At 62.4% G+C, this 15,556-nt stretch carries 16 protein-coding genes and 1 tRNA gene; 10 read left to right on the forward strand and 7 right to left on the reverse strand.

Annotated features, from left to right (window positions below; genetic code table 11):
* Window positions 1-230 (forward strand): ATP-binding protein (locus tag K288_RS0120910; protein WP_027581320.1); only part of this gene is annotated, 230 nt, incomplete at its 5' end.
* Window positions 231-362: 132 nt separating this feature from the next.
* Here the strand turns inward: K288_RS0120910 and K288_RS0120915 are convergent.
* Window positions 363-641, reverse strand: coding sequence for a hypothetical protein (locus K288_RS0120915; protein ID WP_027581321.1), 279 nt, complete (start codon window positions 639-641; stop codon window positions 363-365).
* A gap of 327 nt (window positions 642-968) precedes the next feature.
* On the opposite strand from K288_RS0120915, the gene K288_RS0120920 reads away from it, so the two are divergent.
* Window positions 969-1,811: an alpha/beta fold hydrolase gene (locus K288_RS0120920; RefSeq protein ID WP_244443192.1), complete on the forward strand. Its 843-nt coding sequence runs from the start codon at window positions 969-971 to the stop codon at window positions 1,809-1,811.
* Between the two features lie 278 nt (window positions 1,812-2,089).
* Here the strand turns inward: K288_RS0120920 and K288_RS0120925 are convergent, their stop codons facing one another.
* The 3 genes from K288_RS0120925 to K288_RS0120935 form a co-directional block, all read right to left on the reverse strand.
* Complete coding sequence (locus tag K288_RS0120925; RefSeq protein WP_027581323.1) at window positions 2,090-3,565, reverse strand: HD domain-containing protein; 1,476 nt, start codon at window positions 3,563-3,565, stop codon at window positions 2,090-2,092.
* A gap of 15 nt (window positions 3,566-3,580) precedes the next feature.
* Complete coding sequence (locus tag K288_RS0120930) at window positions 3,581-4,063, reverse strand: hypothetical protein (RefSeq protein ID WP_027581324.1); 483 nt, start codon at window positions 4,061-4,063, stop codon at window positions 3,581-3,583.
* Window positions 4,064-4,278: 215 nt separating this feature from the next.
* Window positions 4,279-4,365 (reverse strand) — tRNA-Leu (locus K288_RS0120935).
* Window positions 4,366-4,519: 154 nt separating this feature from the next.
* Here K288_RS0120935 and K288_RS0120940 point away from each other — a divergent pair.
* On the forward strand, window positions 4,520-5,509 hold the full coding sequence (locus K288_RS0120940; protein WP_027581325.1) for a complex I NDUFA9 subunit family protein: 990 nt from the start codon (window positions 4,520-4,522) through the stop codon (window positions 5,507-5,509).
* 119 nt (window positions 5,510-5,628) lie between these two features.
* Here the strand turns inward: K288_RS0120940 and K288_RS0120945 are convergent, their stop codons facing one another.
* Window positions 5,629-6,435 (reverse strand): undecaprenyl-diphosphate phosphatase, encoded by an 807-nt coding sequence (locus K288_RS0120945; protein ID WP_027581326.1) that lies wholly within the window; start codon window positions 6,433-6,435, stop codon window positions 5,629-5,631.
* A 324-nt stretch (window positions 6,436-6,759) separates the two neighbouring features.
* On the opposite strand from K288_RS0120945, the gene K288_RS0120950 reads away from it, so the two are divergent.
* The 4 genes from K288_RS0120950 (at window position 6,760) to K288_RS0120965 (ending at window position 12,350) form a co-directional block, all read left to right on the forward strand.
* The gene (locus K288_RS0120950) at window positions 6,760-7,452 is read left to right on the forward strand and encodes a glutathione S-transferase family protein (RefSeq protein ID WP_027581327.1); all 693 of its coding nucleotides are present in this window, start codon (window positions 6,760-6,762) and stop codon (window positions 7,450-7,452) included.
* Window positions 7,401-8,636 (forward strand): tRNA epoxyqueuosine(34) reductase QueG, encoded by a 1,236-nt coding sequence (gene queG, locus K288_RS46100; protein WP_051334643.1) that lies wholly within the window; start codon window positions 7,401-7,403, stop codon window positions 8,634-8,636. Before K288_RS0120950 ends, queG begins: the two co-directional genes overlap by 52 nt.
* Window positions 8,637-8,759: 123 nt before the next feature.
* The gene (locus tag K288_RS0120960; protein WP_027581328.1) at window positions 8,760-10,688 is read left to right on the forward strand and encodes a hypothetical protein; all 1,929 of its coding nucleotides are present in this window, start codon (window positions 8,760-8,762) and stop codon (window positions 10,686-10,688) included.
* Between the two features lie 45 nt (window positions 10,689-10,733).
* Complete coding sequence (locus K288_RS0120965) at window positions 10,734-12,350, forward strand: PEP/pyruvate-binding domain-containing protein (RefSeq protein ID WP_027581329.1); 1,617 nt, start codon at window positions 10,734-10,736, stop codon at window positions 12,348-12,350.
* A 3-nt stretch (window positions 12,351-12,353) separates the two neighbouring features.
* Here K288_RS0120965 and K288_RS0120970 read toward each other — a convergent pair whose 3' ends face one another.
* Window positions 12,354-12,824 (reverse strand): nuclear transport factor 2 family protein, encoded by a 471-nt coding sequence (locus K288_RS0120970; RefSeq protein ID WP_027581330.1) that lies wholly within the window; start codon window positions 12,822-12,824, stop codon window positions 12,354-12,356.
* Between the two features lie 129 nt (window positions 12,825-12,953).
* Window positions 12,954-13,769 carry an alpha/beta hydrolase gene (locus tag K288_RS0120975; protein ID WP_027581331.1) on the reverse strand — a complete coding sequence of 272 codons (816 nt, stop codon included), beginning with the start codon at window positions 13,767-13,769 and terminating at the stop codon, window positions 12,954-12,956.
* Between the two features lie 226 nt (window positions 13,770-13,995).
* Between K288_RS0120975 and infC the strand changes: the two genes are divergently transcribed.
* From infC to rplT, 3 genes are all read left to right on the forward strand, one after another.
* The gene (infC, locus tag K288_RS0120980) at window positions 13,996-14,535 is read left to right on the forward strand and encodes a translation initiation factor IF-3 (protein ID WP_064737340.1); all 540 of its coding nucleotides are present in this window, start codon (window positions 13,996-13,998) and stop codon (window positions 14,533-14,535) included.
* Window positions 14,536-14,908: 373 nt separating this feature from the next.
* The gene (rpmI, locus tag K288_RS0120985; protein WP_027581333.1) at window positions 14,909-15,109 is read left to right on the forward strand and encodes a 50S ribosomal protein L35; all 201 of its coding nucleotides are present in this window, start codon (window positions 14,909-14,911) and stop codon (window positions 15,107-15,109) included.
* A 64-nt stretch (window positions 15,110-15,173) separates the two neighbouring features.
* Window positions 15,174-15,533, forward strand: coding sequence for a 50S ribosomal protein L20 (rplT, locus tag K288_RS0120990; RefSeq protein ID WP_027581334.1), 360 nt, complete (start codon window positions 15,174-15,176; stop codon window positions 15,531-15,533).
* Window positions 15,534-15,556: the final 23 nt, after the last annotated feature.

Genomic DNA, 15,556 nt, shown 5'->3' on the forward strand with positions numbered 1-15,556 from the left:
AGCGGCGAGATCTACTGGAAATCCTCGAGGACCGCCATGGCCGTGCCTCCACCATCATAACCAGCCAACTCCCCGTGGACACATGGCACGAAGTTATCGGAGATCCCACGCTCGCCGACGCCATTCTGGATCGCCTCGTCCACAACGCTCACCGCCTCGAGCTTGCCGGCGAAAGCATGCGAAAACGCAACGCCAAAACCATCACCCTTGACGAGCAGCCGAAACGCTGACCCTATCACCGCCTCGGCCGGAGCGAGTTGCTCACGATCGTCTGAATTCAGCGCTCATGATCGCGCGAAATCGCTGCTCATCATCAGTGAAATATGCAGACCAGCGTCTACAACGTGGATCGTGGGCTCCGGTCAGACAGGATAACGCCATTTCAAAGCGCGGCGAAGAAGCAGAATGGTCGCGAGGATTACGACGACGGTAGCCCAGAAGAAGGTAGGGATCGGACTTTGGTGGTGAATGCGGGCCATGTACATCACGAGCCCCAGAAGGGTGAACGTGAGGAGGTTTGCCGCCCAATACAACGGCGAGCGTAACAGTCCGGCTGCGGCGTGCTCAGCAGCCCTTTGACGAGCCCTTCTCACGAACCAAATCGCGAGTGCAATATAGGCGCTGACAAACAACCACGTCATGAGGCTTCCCGCTGCCGCGCGAAGGTAGAGGCAGTACGTTTAAGAAACGTCATGCAGCAACGGCAAATTGAATTCAATCCATGTCGGCAAGGGAGTACCGCTCTGGAAAATCCGCCCCGCGTTGTGTACCGCTTTCGCTCAGATTAGTTCTGGCGCAATAGTGCCGATTGTGATGGGGGCCGCCGGGTGCGCAGAACATTCTGGGCTTGCGCTGTCATCTTCTGTTGTTTGGGCTCGGCGGTACAGGCGGCCGGCATCCAGCTTCTCGATTCCAACCCCGCCCTTTCGGGCGCCATCTGGTATCCATGCGCGTCCGCAACGCAGAAGGTGCCGCTCGGCACGCTTGCGGTGCCTTTTTCCGATCCACTTGAAGGCGTGAAGGATTGCCGTGTCACGGGGACAAAACTGCCGCTGATCATCGTCTCGCACGGCCGTGGCGGCTGGTTCGGGCTGCACCGTGACGTCGCCGAAGCCCTGGCCGACGCCGGCTTTGTCGTTGCAGCCATCAATCATCCCGGCGACAACGGCAACGACTCATCGAAACGAGACACACTGCCCCTCTGGCAGACACGCCCGGAGGACATGGTCCGCCTGCTCGACTTCATGCTGAACGACTGGAACGACAAGGCATCCATCGATCCCACCAGAGTAGGCTTCTTCGGTTTTTCTTTCGGTGGCTATACCGGCCTTGTGCTGGCGGGAGCCACGCCGGACTTCGGCAGGTTCGCACACTTTTGTAAGGACAAGACCGGCCCTTGCGCGCAGCTTCACAACGGCGAGACTCCACCCAGCCCACCGCATGATGCGCGTATCCGGGCTGCGGTGATTGTCGATGCGCCGAGCGAAGTCTTCACGCAGGATAATTTGGCCGCGATCAAGATCCCCCTCCAGTTCTGGCGTTCCGAGCGGGGAGGCGGAGGCGTGGGTCCGTCGGGCACCGAGCGCGTTGCCGGCAGCCTGCCGGGCAAGCCGGAGGTTCACGTGGTGCCGGCCGGCCACTACGCCTTCCTTCCACCATGCTCACCCGAACTCGCGACGAACCTGCCGCGCTTCTGCACCGACCCGGACGGCTTCGACCGCTCAGCCTTTCACCGCGAATTCGATGCGAGCATTGTCCGGTTCTTTCAAGCGCATCTCGTTGGTGGTGCGGCGGCCCACTCAGCACCGTAGCCCGGGTGAAGCGCGAGCCTAACCCGGGGCCGCTGCCAACGCGGCCGCAGATGTCCCGGGTTGCGCGTTCCGCTCCACCCGGGCGACGGGGTTGGCACTCAATCACACTGAATATGCTTAAGAGTCAGCTGCCGAGAGTCTATCCCTCGTGCGGCATTGGCCAGCAGCACAGGTCCCCGAAAAGTAACGATGTCGGTCTCTAAGGAAGGCGATGGTACCCAGGAAGGGATTGTCATTGAGGGCACGAGAAACCCGCCTTGGGTCAGCCGAGAGGCCTCTCAAGGTGAAAAGGGGAAATCAGGCAACTCGCGCTGAAAGTAAGACCTGATTTCATTCCTCAAAGAGCTGGCATCTTCCGGCAAATGAACGAACAGCCGGACAGCGTAGTAGCGCGACTGAGACATTTGCTTCATTACTGCGTAGTCCAACTCTACCAGCGGGATGCTCTTGCTCGCCGCATCGCGCGAACTGGTCGTCATTATCCGAACTGACTGAGAAGCCTCCTCTTCGAACGAATCGGATGCCGCTTCACTCAATGGAACACGAGACCCAATCTTCGTCAGGCCCAAGGAGGTCTTCCATAAATGCCAAAGCTCCTGCGGGATCCCGAAGTGGGCCGCTGCTTGAACCATTTTCTCTCGCAGCTGATGAGCTAGATTCTTGTGCGCTGTGCGGGCTGACTTTTCCGAGGGAGCGATCGCCTCGTATGAGGCCACTAGTTTGGGTGGTCGTCGGTTAAGAACGGCTCCTATCTTCACGAAGAGAGGGTCTTCCGGCTTCAACGCGCGCTGGGCGTCTCGTATTTTCGAGATCATGTACTGATCATCGAAACTCGCAAATTCTCCCTTCGTGATCATTTCCTTCATCGCGCGACCGGAGCAATCCAGAAGCTTGCACTCCAGAAGCTGCGCAATGACGTCCCTAAGCACGAGTTCCATCGCCACGACGGTCTTATGGAACACGAGCTGGGTATAGTCGTAATACCTTGAGATAAGTAGATGATCTGCGGCTCTCATGGCCTTCTTTGTCAGGCAAAGATGACCTTCAGAATCGACGCACATCTGGGAGGTTATGTACTCGATATCGACCATCCCATAAGGCAATCCAGCGCAATGAGCGGTGCGTATGAGATAGTCGAGACGGTCGCAGTCAAGGTCGGAGCTAACAAGATTCGTTAGATGGCTCGGATTCTCGCGGCTCAAGACAGCCTTTAAGTCGCTACTTTGGATGCCATGCTTCTTTAAGACACGAGCGATATGAACGTCGTAATCAAGTACAGCCCTGCCGAGTGGCTCATGATGGTAAGCTGGAGGCGGGAGGTCGGAGTTCGCTCCCTGGCTGCTTTCTTTCGGCTCCCCCTCTTCCTTCGTCGATTCATCGTCAGGCGCTAAGAACGCTTCCTGCTTGTAATAGTCGAGTGCTGCAAACTCCATCGCGTGCGAGAAGGGATAATGCCCAAGGTCGTGAAGCAGCCCAGCAAGCCTGTACATCTGGACGTCATCTTCGGAGTACTGCTTGTCGCAATTCTGGTTGATACCTCGCATCATCCGCCCGGCGATGTGGCAAGCCCCAAGGCTGTGTGCAAAGCGCGAGTAGTCCGCGCCGGGATAAACTAGATGAGCCAACCCCAACTGACGAACGTTGTGGAGACGCTGGAACACCGGCGTCGAGATGATATCCGACTCCAGCTCGCTGATACCAAAGGTGCCGTGAACGGCGTCTGAAATTCTTCCGTAATGAAATCTATCCGGCATACATGCCGCTTCTCGTTACAAAAGATGCTGTTCCTGCAAACGTGCTGCGGCTGCTGGAATGAACGGGAGCAGGTTCGGCTTCTGCCGCTCCATCACTTCGCGCGCGCGCGCCTGATCGAACCGGTTGACCTTAAGCAAATAATGCCAAGAAGCGAGTAGCTCCATCCAATCAGGCTTTGGTAAGGCAACCCCGTTAGGGACCTCGAAGAGGCAGGCCAGATTATGAAGCTTTTCCCTTATGTCTCCCTTTAACTTCTTATTTTCAGGCGCCGTGTCGCCACCCGCAACCGCTTCGGACAACGAATAGTAGTCGCGTGTAAGGTCCGTCGAGTACGGCCCCTTTACATACCAACTATATCGGTAGCCAAGATCGCAGCCCGCAACTTGGCCGAGATAAATTGCCTTCTGTATTCGCTTGCGCTGGTCGAAGCTCGATATCTTCCCGTCTTCACCTAGAGCTTCCATGACCTTCTGGAGAACCAATAGACGGCCGTCCATCTTTCCCTCCGAGCGGATTCCCGATTCGTTCTTGCACCCGTTTGAATCAGATCCCTGGCCCGCTGTCACGGGCCATTTCCGACTCAGGTTACGGGTATGACAGGTTAGATAGGCATTCGTTAGCGTTTTGTTAGGGCCCTGCCCCGATTACCTCACCGGGACTTAGCTCTTCGATAGGCCGAAACCTGCCGAACGCATTGGCCCGCCAGACCAAGTGGTGCCCAGGAAAGGACTCGAACCTTCACGGCCGTGAGGCCACTGGCACCTGAAGCCAGCGCGTCTACCAATTCCACCACCTGGGCACGTGGCGGGGTTAGTAAGGAGCGGTCGCGCGCTTGTCAAATAGACGATTGGAAACTCAAATAGTCTGTACAGGGTGACCGCGATGGCGTATCGCGACATCCGGCTCAACAGGCCCCAAAATCGCACCTATTTCGACCCGCAGGAACTGACCCCATGGCATCGAACCTGGAAACGCTCGTCACGGTTTTCGGCGGATCGGGCTTCCTGGGGCGGCACGTGGTCCGGGCGCTGTGCAAGCGGGATTACCGCGTCCGCGTCGCCGTCCGCCGGCCGGAACTGGCCGGGTACCTGCAGCCGCTCGGCAAGGTCGGCCAGATCCACGCGGTCCAGGCCAATCTGCGCTACGCGGACTCGGTGGCCGGTGCGATGCGTGATTCGCATGTCGCCATCAACCTGGTCGGCATCCTCGCCGAGAGCGGCGGGCAGACCTTCGAGGCGGTACAGGCCAAGGGGGCCGAGGCGGTGGCCGCGGCCGCGAGCGCCGAGGGCGCCCGGGTGGTGCATGTCTCGGCGATCGGTGCCGATGCCGATTCGGCTTCCGCCTATGCCCGCGCCAAGGCGGCCGGCGAAGCGGCGGTGCTGGCGGCCTCGCCATCCGCCACCATCCTGCGCCCATCGGTGGTGTTCGGACCGGAGGATCAATTCACCAACCGCTTCGCGGCGATGGCCCGGATGTCGCCGGCCATCCCGCTGGTCGGCGGCGGCCTGACCAAGATGCAGCCCGCCTTTGTCGGCGATGTCGCCACCGCGGTGGCCGATGCCGTTGACGGCAAGACCAGGCCGGCCGCGACCTACGAGCTGGGCGGCCCGGAAGTGCTGACCATGCGCGAGATCATGGAGACGATTCTTGATATCACCGACCGCGACCGCGCGCTGGTCTCCCTGCCGTTCGGCCTCGCCAGATTCATGGCCGCGTTGCTGCAATTCGCGCCGGGCGCGCTAAAGCTCACGGCGGATCAGGTCGAGCTGTTGCGCAAGGACAACGTGGTGTCTGATACGGCCAAGGCCGCCGGCCTCACCTTCGAAGGGCTGGGCATCGCGCCCGATTCGCTGGAAGCAATCGCCCCGCAATATCTCTGGCGCTTCCGCCCGGCCGGCCAGTTCGAGCGCAAAAACGCATATCGTCCGCCGTCCCAGGCTTGAGCAACCATAACCACAAGCTTGTAGCCCGGATGGAGCGAGGCGCAATCCGGGAACACCGCAGACGCTGATCCGCCGATCCCGGATTACGCTTCGCTCCATCCGGGCTACGAAACTGCCCCCTACATCCCTAGCGCCAGTGCGATCAGGCCGAGCGTGCCGACGATCACGCGCCACCATGCGAACAGCGTGAAGCCGTGGCGGGTGACATAGGAGAGAAAGGTCTTCACCACGACCACCGCGGTGACCAGCGAGACCACGAATCCGATCGCGACGATCCATAGATTGTCCGTCGTCATCTCGGCGCGGTTCTTGTAGAAATCATAGGCGAACGCGCCGATCATGGTCGGGATCGCCAGGAAGAACGAGAACTCCGCCGCCGCGCGCTTGTCGGAGCCGAGCAGCATCGCCGCGACGATCGAGGCGCCGGAGCGCGACACGCCCGGGATCATCGCCACGCACTGCGCGATGCCGATCCACAGGTACATCAGGAGCGGATATCTCGTCGCGTCATGTTCGCGCGGCTTGAGCTCGAGCTGATCGACCCACAGCAGGATAGCGCCGCCGACGATCAGCGAGAAGCACACGACCCACGGATTGAACAGCACGCTCTTGATGTATTTGCCGGCAATGAGGCCGACGACGACCGCCGGCAGGAAGGCGACCAGCACGCCGATGACGAAGCGCCGGTCATCCGCATTGGAGAACATGCCGAGCGCGACCCGCCACAGTTTGCCGAAATAGAGTCCGACGATCGCAAGGATCGCGCCGAGCTGGATCAGGACGGTGAAGCTGTCCCAGAAGGCGCCCTCACCGAGCCCGAAGAATCGTTCCGCCAGCAGGAGATGCCCGGTCGATGAAACGGGCAGAAATTCCGTGACGCCTTCGATTATGCCCAGAATAACCGCCCGCAACGTATCGGTCATCATGATGTGGCCTGCTTTTGCTGGAGAAATCGGGTTCTTCTCGCCTATTCCCCGTTTTGCTGCAATCGCTAAAAACGCCAAACATAGCTTGCCTGATTCGTCTGATTGGCTAGAGCATGATCCGCAAAAGTGGGAACCGGCTTTCGAAAAGATCATGCTCAAACTGAGAGCATGATCCGGAGAAGTGGCAGGCCGGTTCTGCGAAAAGATCATGCTCAAACAAAGACCTGGGACCATGATCCGATTTCATCTGATCGCATCGTGAACTAGTGTCCCCGATCTGCCGCGGCTTCGACAAGATCAGGCCGTGAACTGCTGAAGGACTTCATGTACACGCTGTTTCATCATCCGTTCTGTCCGCATTCCCGTTTCATTCGTCTGGTGCTTGGCGAATACGGGCTTGATCTGCGGCTGGTGGAGGAACGGGTCTGGGAACGTCGTGAGGCCTATTTGGCGCTCAATCCGGCGGCAACGACGCCGACCTTGATCGCAGATGGTTTCCCGCCGGTTCCCGGCGTCGGCGTGATCGCCGAATATATCGACGAGGCGCATGGGCTCGATGCCGGCGACCGGCGCCTGATGCCGACCTCGATGGCCGAACGCGTCGAGGTGCGCCGGCTGATGTCGTGGTTCAACGACAAGTTCTTCGAGGAGGCCTCCAATCCGCTGGTGACCGAGCGCATCTACAAGCGCTTCATGAGCGAGGAGGACGGCGGAGGTGCGCCAAACGCGGAGGTGCTGCGCGCGGGCAAGGCCAATGTGCGCTATCATCTGACCTATATCGGCTGGCTGGCGCGGACGCGGAACTATCTCGCCGGCGACCGGCTGTCTTACGCGGATCTCGCCGCCGCGGCGCATATCTCGGCGATCGACTATCTGGGCGACGTGCCATGGAGCGAGGACGACGCAGCAAAGGCGTGGTACGCGCGGGTGAAATCCCGCCCGTCGTTCCGCCCGCTGCTCAGCGAATGGCTGGCGGGCGTGCCGGCGTCGCGGACCTATGTGGACCTCGACTTCTGAACCCACCGACCAGGCTTTCACCGGCTGATCTCAAATCCGCGCTCGAACACGAAGCCCGGGCGCTCGGCTTCGACTGCATCGGAGTCACCGATCCCGGCGCGACCAGCGGCGCGGCCAAATATTTCCACCAGTTCCTCGCCAGCGGCGGCCATGGCGACATGGATTGGCTCGCAGCGCATCCTGAGCGCCGCAGCGATCCGTGCGTGCTGTGGCCCGGCGTGCGCTCGATCATCATGCTCGGGGTCAATTACGGGCCCGACGAGAATCCGCTCGAGATCCTGAAGCGCCGCGACCGCGGCGCGATCTCGGCCTATGCGCAGGGCGATGATTATCACGATGTGATCAAGAAGCGGCTGAAGGCGCTGGCGCGATGGCTGGTCGCGGCCAGCGGCGATGAGGTGAAGGTGTTCATCGACACCGCGGCCGTGATGGAAAAGCCGTTGGCGCAAGCCGCCGGTCTCGGCTGGCAGGGCAAGCACACCAACCTGGTGTCACGCGACTTCGGCTCATGGCTGTTCCTCGGCGCGATCTTCACCGCAAGCGAGCTGCCGCGCGATTCCGCCGATATCGATCATTGCGGTTCCTGCACCGCCTGCCAGGACATCTGCCCGACCGCGGCATTTCCCGCGCCCTACAAGCTCGATGCGCGGCGCTGCATCTCCTATCTCACCATCGAGAACAAGGGGCCGATCCCGCGCGAATTCCGCAAGGCGATCGGCAACCGCATCTATGGCTGCGACGATTGCCTCGCGGTGTGCCCGTGGAACAAGTTCGCGCAAGCCGGGCGCGAAGCGAAACTCGCAGCGCGCGAGGAGTTGCGCGCCCCGGTCCTTGCCGATCTCGTGCGGCTCGACGATGCGGCGTTCCGCGCGCTGTTCTCGAAATCGCCGGTCAAGCGCATCGGCCGCGACCGCTTCGTCCGCAACGTGCTGATCGCGATCGGCAACTCCGATGATGCCGCTTTGGCCGGCGAGGCCGAGCGCCTGCTCGCCGACGCAAGCCCGCTGGTGCGCGGTGCTGCCGTCTGGGCCTTGTCGCAACTGATGGAGCCGCAGGCATTTGCCGAATTGGCATCGCACGCGATCGATGCGGAGATCGATGACAGCGTTCGCGAGGAGTGGCGCGCGTCGGCACCCGTGCCAGTCCCTCATCCCGAGGAGCGCGAAGCGCGTCTCGAAGGATGACGCCACCGAAGATATGGCGGGCATCAGGTCGAACATGACAATCATATGAATGATCTAGCGCAAGGAGGGAACTCCGCGCACCGGGCATAGAGGCACCAATGATGTCTCGCGCCCGGTGGTGTCATGAAAGCTCAGATCATTAGAGAACTCGGACAGGCCGATATCCTGTTGCCGTCGCTCGTTGCCGAAGGCCTCGCTGCCAACGACCGCATCAAGGTCCGCTTGAGCGCGCTGCAGGCCGCCGCCGAACATGCGCGGCAGCCCGATCACCCGATCAACGAGCTTGCCGTCGAAAGCCACGCCGCAGGCATTGCGCCGGCGTCCATCGCCTCGCTGGTCCGCGGCGCGCACATGATCGGCGACTGCCGCCTCGGTGCACCCGCGCTCGCGAAGCTGATGAAGGAGATCCAGGACGACATCGCGACCATGATCCGCGCGGTTAATGCCGGCAGCGTGGCGGACGGCGAGAGGGCGAATGCACGGCTCGACTCGATCCGCGCCGGCGGCCTGCTGGATGCATCCGGCGAGATCGAGCTTGCGCGGATCGCGCGGCTGACCGGTGTCGGCGAGGATTCAGGCGCCAGCCTGCACCGGCTGGTGATGGAATTGCACAAGGCGCTCAACAAACTCGCTGCCGGCTGCGCTGAAGAGGTTATTGCCGGCGCCCATGTGTTCGGCCTGCACGGCGAGGACCGCGCGCCGGTCGAAAGCTTCATGAAGGGCCTGAACGAGACGCGCGGCCTCAAATTCGATCACCCCGGCCTCGACACCATGGCGACGCGGTCCGACGGCCGGCTCCTGATCCAGAACGATATCGGCACCACCGACGCGCATGTCCTGGTGATTGCGGTCAGGAAGAACGCGGTCACCGTCACCTATAGCGACGTGCATCTGGCGCGCGCGAAATTCTTCATCTCGCTGTTCGACAAGTTCGAGGCAAAGTGGAGCGGGCTCGACCGCCATTCGGCTGATGGGCTTGGCGAGGACAGCGCCTTCTTCCTCGTCACCGGCCAGTTCGAAGGAGAAGGCGCCGCGGACCGCAACGATTTCCTGGCCGCGGTCGGTGCCGCGCTGGTGTTTCTGATCGACTGGAACAAGGCGCGCAAATTGCTGCGGAGCTGGGTCGCCAAGGATGATGCGGCGCGGATCCTGGAATGGGCGGCGCGGCACCGGATCGGCCACCGCGCCTTCCTCGAACTTGGCGGCAATGAACTGCTCGGCGCCGCCGTGCGCAATGCCGCGCCGAACCGCATCGGTTTCGGCGAGCGCCTGGACAAGGCGCTTGGGCGCGTGGCCGCGATCGATTTCCTGAAAACCGTACTGCGGCTTTCGACCGAGGCGCTGCTCGCCGGCCAATCGGTCAGGATGGTGCGTGACCAGATCGAGGCCGATCTGGTGCGGCGGCTGGAACGTGTCGAAAGTGCGCTGCTGGCGATGGTGCTGCGCCAGGTCGGACTGGCGCACGATCTCGTCGCCGCCATCTCACATTATGTTGCGACCCTGCAGGCCAACCAGGCCGCCGACGGCAAGGCGCTCGCGGCGCGCGCCAGCCATATCGAGCAGAAGGCCGATCGCCTCGCCTTCGAGGCGCGGCGCGAAGTCACCCGGCTCGATGCGCGCCCCGTCATCGGGCAGTTGATCGACCGCGCCGAAGAAGCCGTCGATGAGCTCGAACAGGCGGCCTTCGTCGCATCGCTTACGCCTGCTGGCTTAAACAAATCGCTGGTGTCTGCGCTCGCCGAACTCTGCGCGGTTGCGATCACCGCGACCGAAGCCGCCGCCAGCGGGCTTGCCGCTGCGATCGAAGTGCCGGAGGGCCGCCGCGCCGATTCCGAGGATGCGCTCGCCGCCGTCGTCCGCCTGGTCGACGCCGAGCACGCCGCCGACACCTGCGAACGCGCCATCACCGCGCTGGTGTTCACCGGCGGCCACGATGTCGCGACTTCGCTGTCCACACTCGAACTCGCCCGCGCCGTGGAGCGCTCGACCGACCGCCTCGCCGGATTCGGACACCTCCTGCGGCGGCACATCATGATCGATCTGGCAGCGTGAGGTTTTCCGACAAGATCATGCTCAGTTAAAAAGGGGGAGCGTAAGATGCAAATCGTCCGTATCGGCGGCGATGAGACCGTCTGTCACCCGACTGAGGAGATCGGCGCCAAGGCTGCGAACCTCGCGCGGATGGCGGCGCTCGGCCTGCCCGTGCCGCCGGCCTTCGTGCTGCCCGTGAAACTCTGCGCGGACCTTACCGACAGGCATGCTCATGCGGAGCGGCGCTTGCGCGACCGGCTGAAGGAAGGCATCGCGTTCCTCGAAAGCGTCACCGGCAAGCGTTTTGGCGATCACCGGCATCCGCTATTGCTCTCGGTGCGCTCAGGCGCAGCGCGCTCGATGCCCGGGATGCTGGAGACGGTGCTCAATGTCGGCTGCACCTCACGCGCGGTGCACGGCCTGATCAGAGCGACGGGCCGGCCGCGACTGGCATGGGATTGCCGCCGGCGTTTCCTGGAAAGCTTTGCCGAGACCGTGCTCGGCTTCGACCTTGCGCCATTCGCGGCGCGGATCGCCGAGCTCACCGCGGAAGAAGGCGTTGCGACCGACCGCGAGCTCGACAGCGAGGCGATCGAACGGCTCGCCGCTGACGAGCAGGCGCTGATCGAGGATCGCGACGACGGCTGGCTCGAGGATGCGGAAGCGCAGCTCGAACGCGCCGCCCGCGCCGTCTATCAATCCTGGATGAGCGAGCGCGCGCAGACCTATCGCCGGCTGCAGAAGCTCGAAGATTTGAAGGGCACTGCCGTGACGGTGCAGGCCATGGTGTTCGGCAATGGCGGGCTCGCCTCGGGTGCGGGCGTTGCCTTCTCGCGCGATCCTTCGAACGGCGCGGCGCGGCCGATGATCGATCTCGTGCTCGACGCGCAAGGCGAGGACGTCGTGTCCGGGCGTCGCACGCCCGACAATGAAGCGACGATCGCCCGCGCACTGCCCAGGCTCACGAGCGAGCTCGGCGACATCCTGAAACGGCTGGAGCGGGAATTTGCCGACGTCCAGGACGTCGAGTTCACTGTCGAAGATGGCAAATTGTGGATCCTGCAGACCCGCTCCGCCAAGCGCACACCGCGCGCCGCACTAAGGATCGCGATCGACCTCGTGCATGAGGGACTGATCACGCCGAAGGAGGGGCTCGGCCGCATCGCCGAGATCGACCTCGCCTCACTGGTCGAAGTCTCGCTGGCAGCAGTGGAGGATCCGGTCGTCACCGGCATCGGCGCCTCCGGCGGCATTGCGGTCGGACGCGCCGCCTTCGATTCCGAAAGCGCGCAGCGGCTGGCTTCGGATGGCGATCCTGTGATCCTGATGCGCCCGGACACCAGCACGGCCGATGTCGCCGGCTTTGCGGTGGCGGCCGGCATCGTCACCGCCGTCGGCGCGCGCACCGCCCATGCCGCGCTGGTCGCACGCCAGATGGGCAAACCATGCATCGTCGGATGCGCCAACATGACGATCGACGCGGCGGCCGAACGCGCCTCGCTCGGCAAGGCGCCCATTCTGGCCGGCGACTGGATCACCATCGAGGGCGACGGCGGCAACATCTATCTCGGACGGCGCGAGACCATCGTGAAGCGGCCGGAGGCGGAGCTCGCGGAAATCGCGAACTGGCAATCTCATGGCGGCAGCATGCGGCCACAGGCCCGCAAGTCAGCCCCGGCCTGACGCTCACGTCAGCAGATGCCGCGCCATTTCCGGGCGCGCCTTCAGCGCGGCGCCCTGCTTGGCGACGATCTTTGCGATTCGCTCCGGCGCAAAATGCATATCGAGGAAGGCAGGCGCGGTGTTGGCGACCTCGTGATATTGCGCGATGCGGCCATCGCGAAGGGTCATGATCGCGACGCCCTCGAACATCGCCCGCGCGCCACCAGCCTCCGGCAGCGTCGAGCGGTAGCTGAACGTATATCGCGCATACAGCGTTCGGCCGTCGCTGACCGGGTCGTGCATGTCCCAGCGAAAATCGGTCGCGGTGCGATAGAACATATCGTCGATCATGTTGGCGATCTCGGCATGCCCCGTGAACGCGCCGTAGAAGACGTCGTGATACACGCCGTCTTCCGTGAACAAATCAGCGAATGCAGCGCCCTTCCGCTGTTCGACAGCGTCGCAGAACGCGCGGAGCAGGCTGGTTGTGTTCATGGCGTTTCTCCCCACTCTCTTTGTCATGCCCCGCGAAGGCGGGGCATCCAGTATTCCACAGCGGTCGTGACACATCGATGGGCCGCCGCGTACTGGATCATCCGCCTTCGCGGATGATGACGGCGGAGGCTACCCCATCTCCTTCACCGCGGCGATGATCCGGGCGATGTCCTGCGGGCGCGACAGGCGGTGGTCGCCGTCCTGGATCATGGTCAGCACCACGTCCTCGCTCGGCAGCCGGTGCGCCAGCGCGAACGCGTGTTGCCAGGGCACGTCGGGATCCTGCGCGCCCTGCAGGATGCGCACCGGGCAGCCGACATCGATCTTGGCTCCGAGTAACAAATGATGGCGTCCCTCCTCGATCAGCGCCCGCGTGATCGGATAGGGCGTATCGCCATATTGCGACGGCCGCAGCCAGACCCCCTTGGTCTCGATCTCAGCCCGAATCTCCGGAGAAAAGCCCTTCCACATCAGCTCTTCGGTAAAATCCGGCGCCGGCGCGATCAGCACCATCCCAGCGAGGGAGGCGCTGTTCTCGGCGCGTTTGGCAAGCTCGCGCGCCAGCAGCAGCGCCATCCAGCCCCCCATTGAGGACCCGATCACGACCTGCGGCCCGCTGCAGAACTGCGTGAACACCGCGACACTCTCCTCGAGCCAGCGCCCGATGGTGCCGTCGATGAACTTGCCGCCGGATTCGCCATGGCCGGAATAATCGAACCGGACAAAGGCGCGTTCCTGTTCCACGGCCCACGCGTCCAGCGCGACCGCCTTGGTGCCCTTCATGTCGGAATTGAAGCCGCCGAGCCAGAATAGCCCAGGACTATGCTCGGGACCGCGCACATGGCTGCGACCTCTGCGCGCACGCACCGCAATTCGGCGGCTTTCGGCGCCGTTCCCTACCTGGATGAACTCTGGTTCCGGGTCGACTGTCGTGAGGGTGGTCATGGGATCGTCATTCTCATCAGTACGTTTTCGATAGAGGACACGGTCAAACCGTGAGCAGGGAAGGTATCTCTCCTTGTAGAGTATTCGCTCACCAAATATCTGATGCATCGCGTGACCCAAATGCCGCGCATTTGATGCTTTTGAGCTGCGACTTGCGAGCACGCTTGCCCGTTGCCACGTATTGCTTCAAAATATCGGCTTCCTTCACAACTTTGGAGAGTTACCCATTCGCCGTCCCAATAGAGCCCCGCCCACTGTCGCCAAAGACGGGCCGCGCACCAACGATGAAATCCGCAACGCGCAGATCCAGCTGATCGACCAGAACGGTACCAATCTGGGCACCGTGGAAACCATGTTGGCCATCAAGATGGCCATGGAAGCAGGCATGGACCTGGTCGAGATTTCACCGAATACGGCTCCTCCCGTCTGCAAGATCATGGACTACGGGAAGTACAAATATTCTGCGCAGAAGAAAGCCGCCGAAGCCCGCAAGAAACAGAAGGTCGTCGAGATCAAGGAGATCAAGCTCCGTCCGATGATCGACGATCACGACTACGACGTGAAGATGCGCGCGATGCAGCGCTTCTTCGAGGAAGGCGACAAGGTCAAGATCACCTTGCGCTACCGCGGTCGCGAAATGGCGCACCAGGAGATCGGCACCAAGCTGTTGGACAAGGTCAAGGCCGACGTCGCGCAATACGCCAAGGTCGAGCAGGACGCGAAGTTCGAAGGCCGCCAGGTCGTCATGGTGCTGGCGCCGCGCTGAGGCGAATTTTCGATCGATGAAAGGAAGCGCCCGTCGGACCGATCCGGCGGGCGTTTTCGTTCGACCCTCGTAGCCCGGGTGAAGCGCAGCGCAACCCGGGACACCTGCATCCGCCTGGCAAACGGCCCCCGGGTTACGCTGGCGCTCCACCCGGGCTACGGTCTTCCCGCAACAGTTCCGGGATTGCCAATTCGCCCCTACTCTGCCATAAGCCCAACCTTCGCCGCCCGGCTGATCAAGGGCTGCCGTGGCGACGTTCTGTGCGGGTTGTTTCGTTTGCGAAAAACCTGAGCACATTCAACGCTCTAACGAGCATTTTAGCCGGCCGGCGCCCCTCGCGGGGCGGTTTTGTGCTGGCGTTAAGGAGAGCCAAATGCCCAAGCTGAAGACCAAATCGGGCGCCAAAAAGCGCTTCAAAGTGACCGGTACCGGCAAGGTGATGCACGCCCAGCGCGGCAAGCGCCACGGCATGATCAAGCGGACCAACAAGCAGATCCGTCAGCTCCGCGGCACCCGCGTGCTGTTCAAGACCGACGGCGACAACGTCAAGAAGTACTTCTTGCCGAACGCTTGAGTTGCTTGAATCCGGCCGCCAGCGCGGCTCCCGTCACCACTTCAGATAGTTAAGGATTTCAGTCATGTCTCGCGTCAAACGCGGTGTGACCGCCCACGCCAAGCACAAGAAAGTCTACAAGGCCGCCAAGGGCTATTACGGCCGCCGCAAGAACACCATCCGCGTCGCCAAGCAGGCGGTCGAGAAGGCCGGCCAATATGCGTTTCGCGACCGCAAGCGCAAGAAGCGCACCTTCCGCGCGCTCTGGATTCAGCGCCTCAACGCCGCCGTCCGCCCGTTCGGCATGACCTACAGCCGCTTTATCGACGGGCTCTCCAAGTCGGGCGTCGTCGTCGACCGCAAGGTGCTGTCGGATCTCGCGATCCACGAGCCGGCCGCGTTCCAGGCGATCGCCGAGAAGGCCAAGGCCGCGCTCGCGGCCTAAACCACCGCCGCGTTCGCCTTTCT

This window comes from Bradyrhizobium sp. Ai1a-2, from assembly GCF_000426245.1.
Taxonomy (GTDB): Bacteria; Pseudomonadota; Alphaproteobacteria; order Rhizobiales; family Xanthobacteraceae; genus Bradyrhizobium.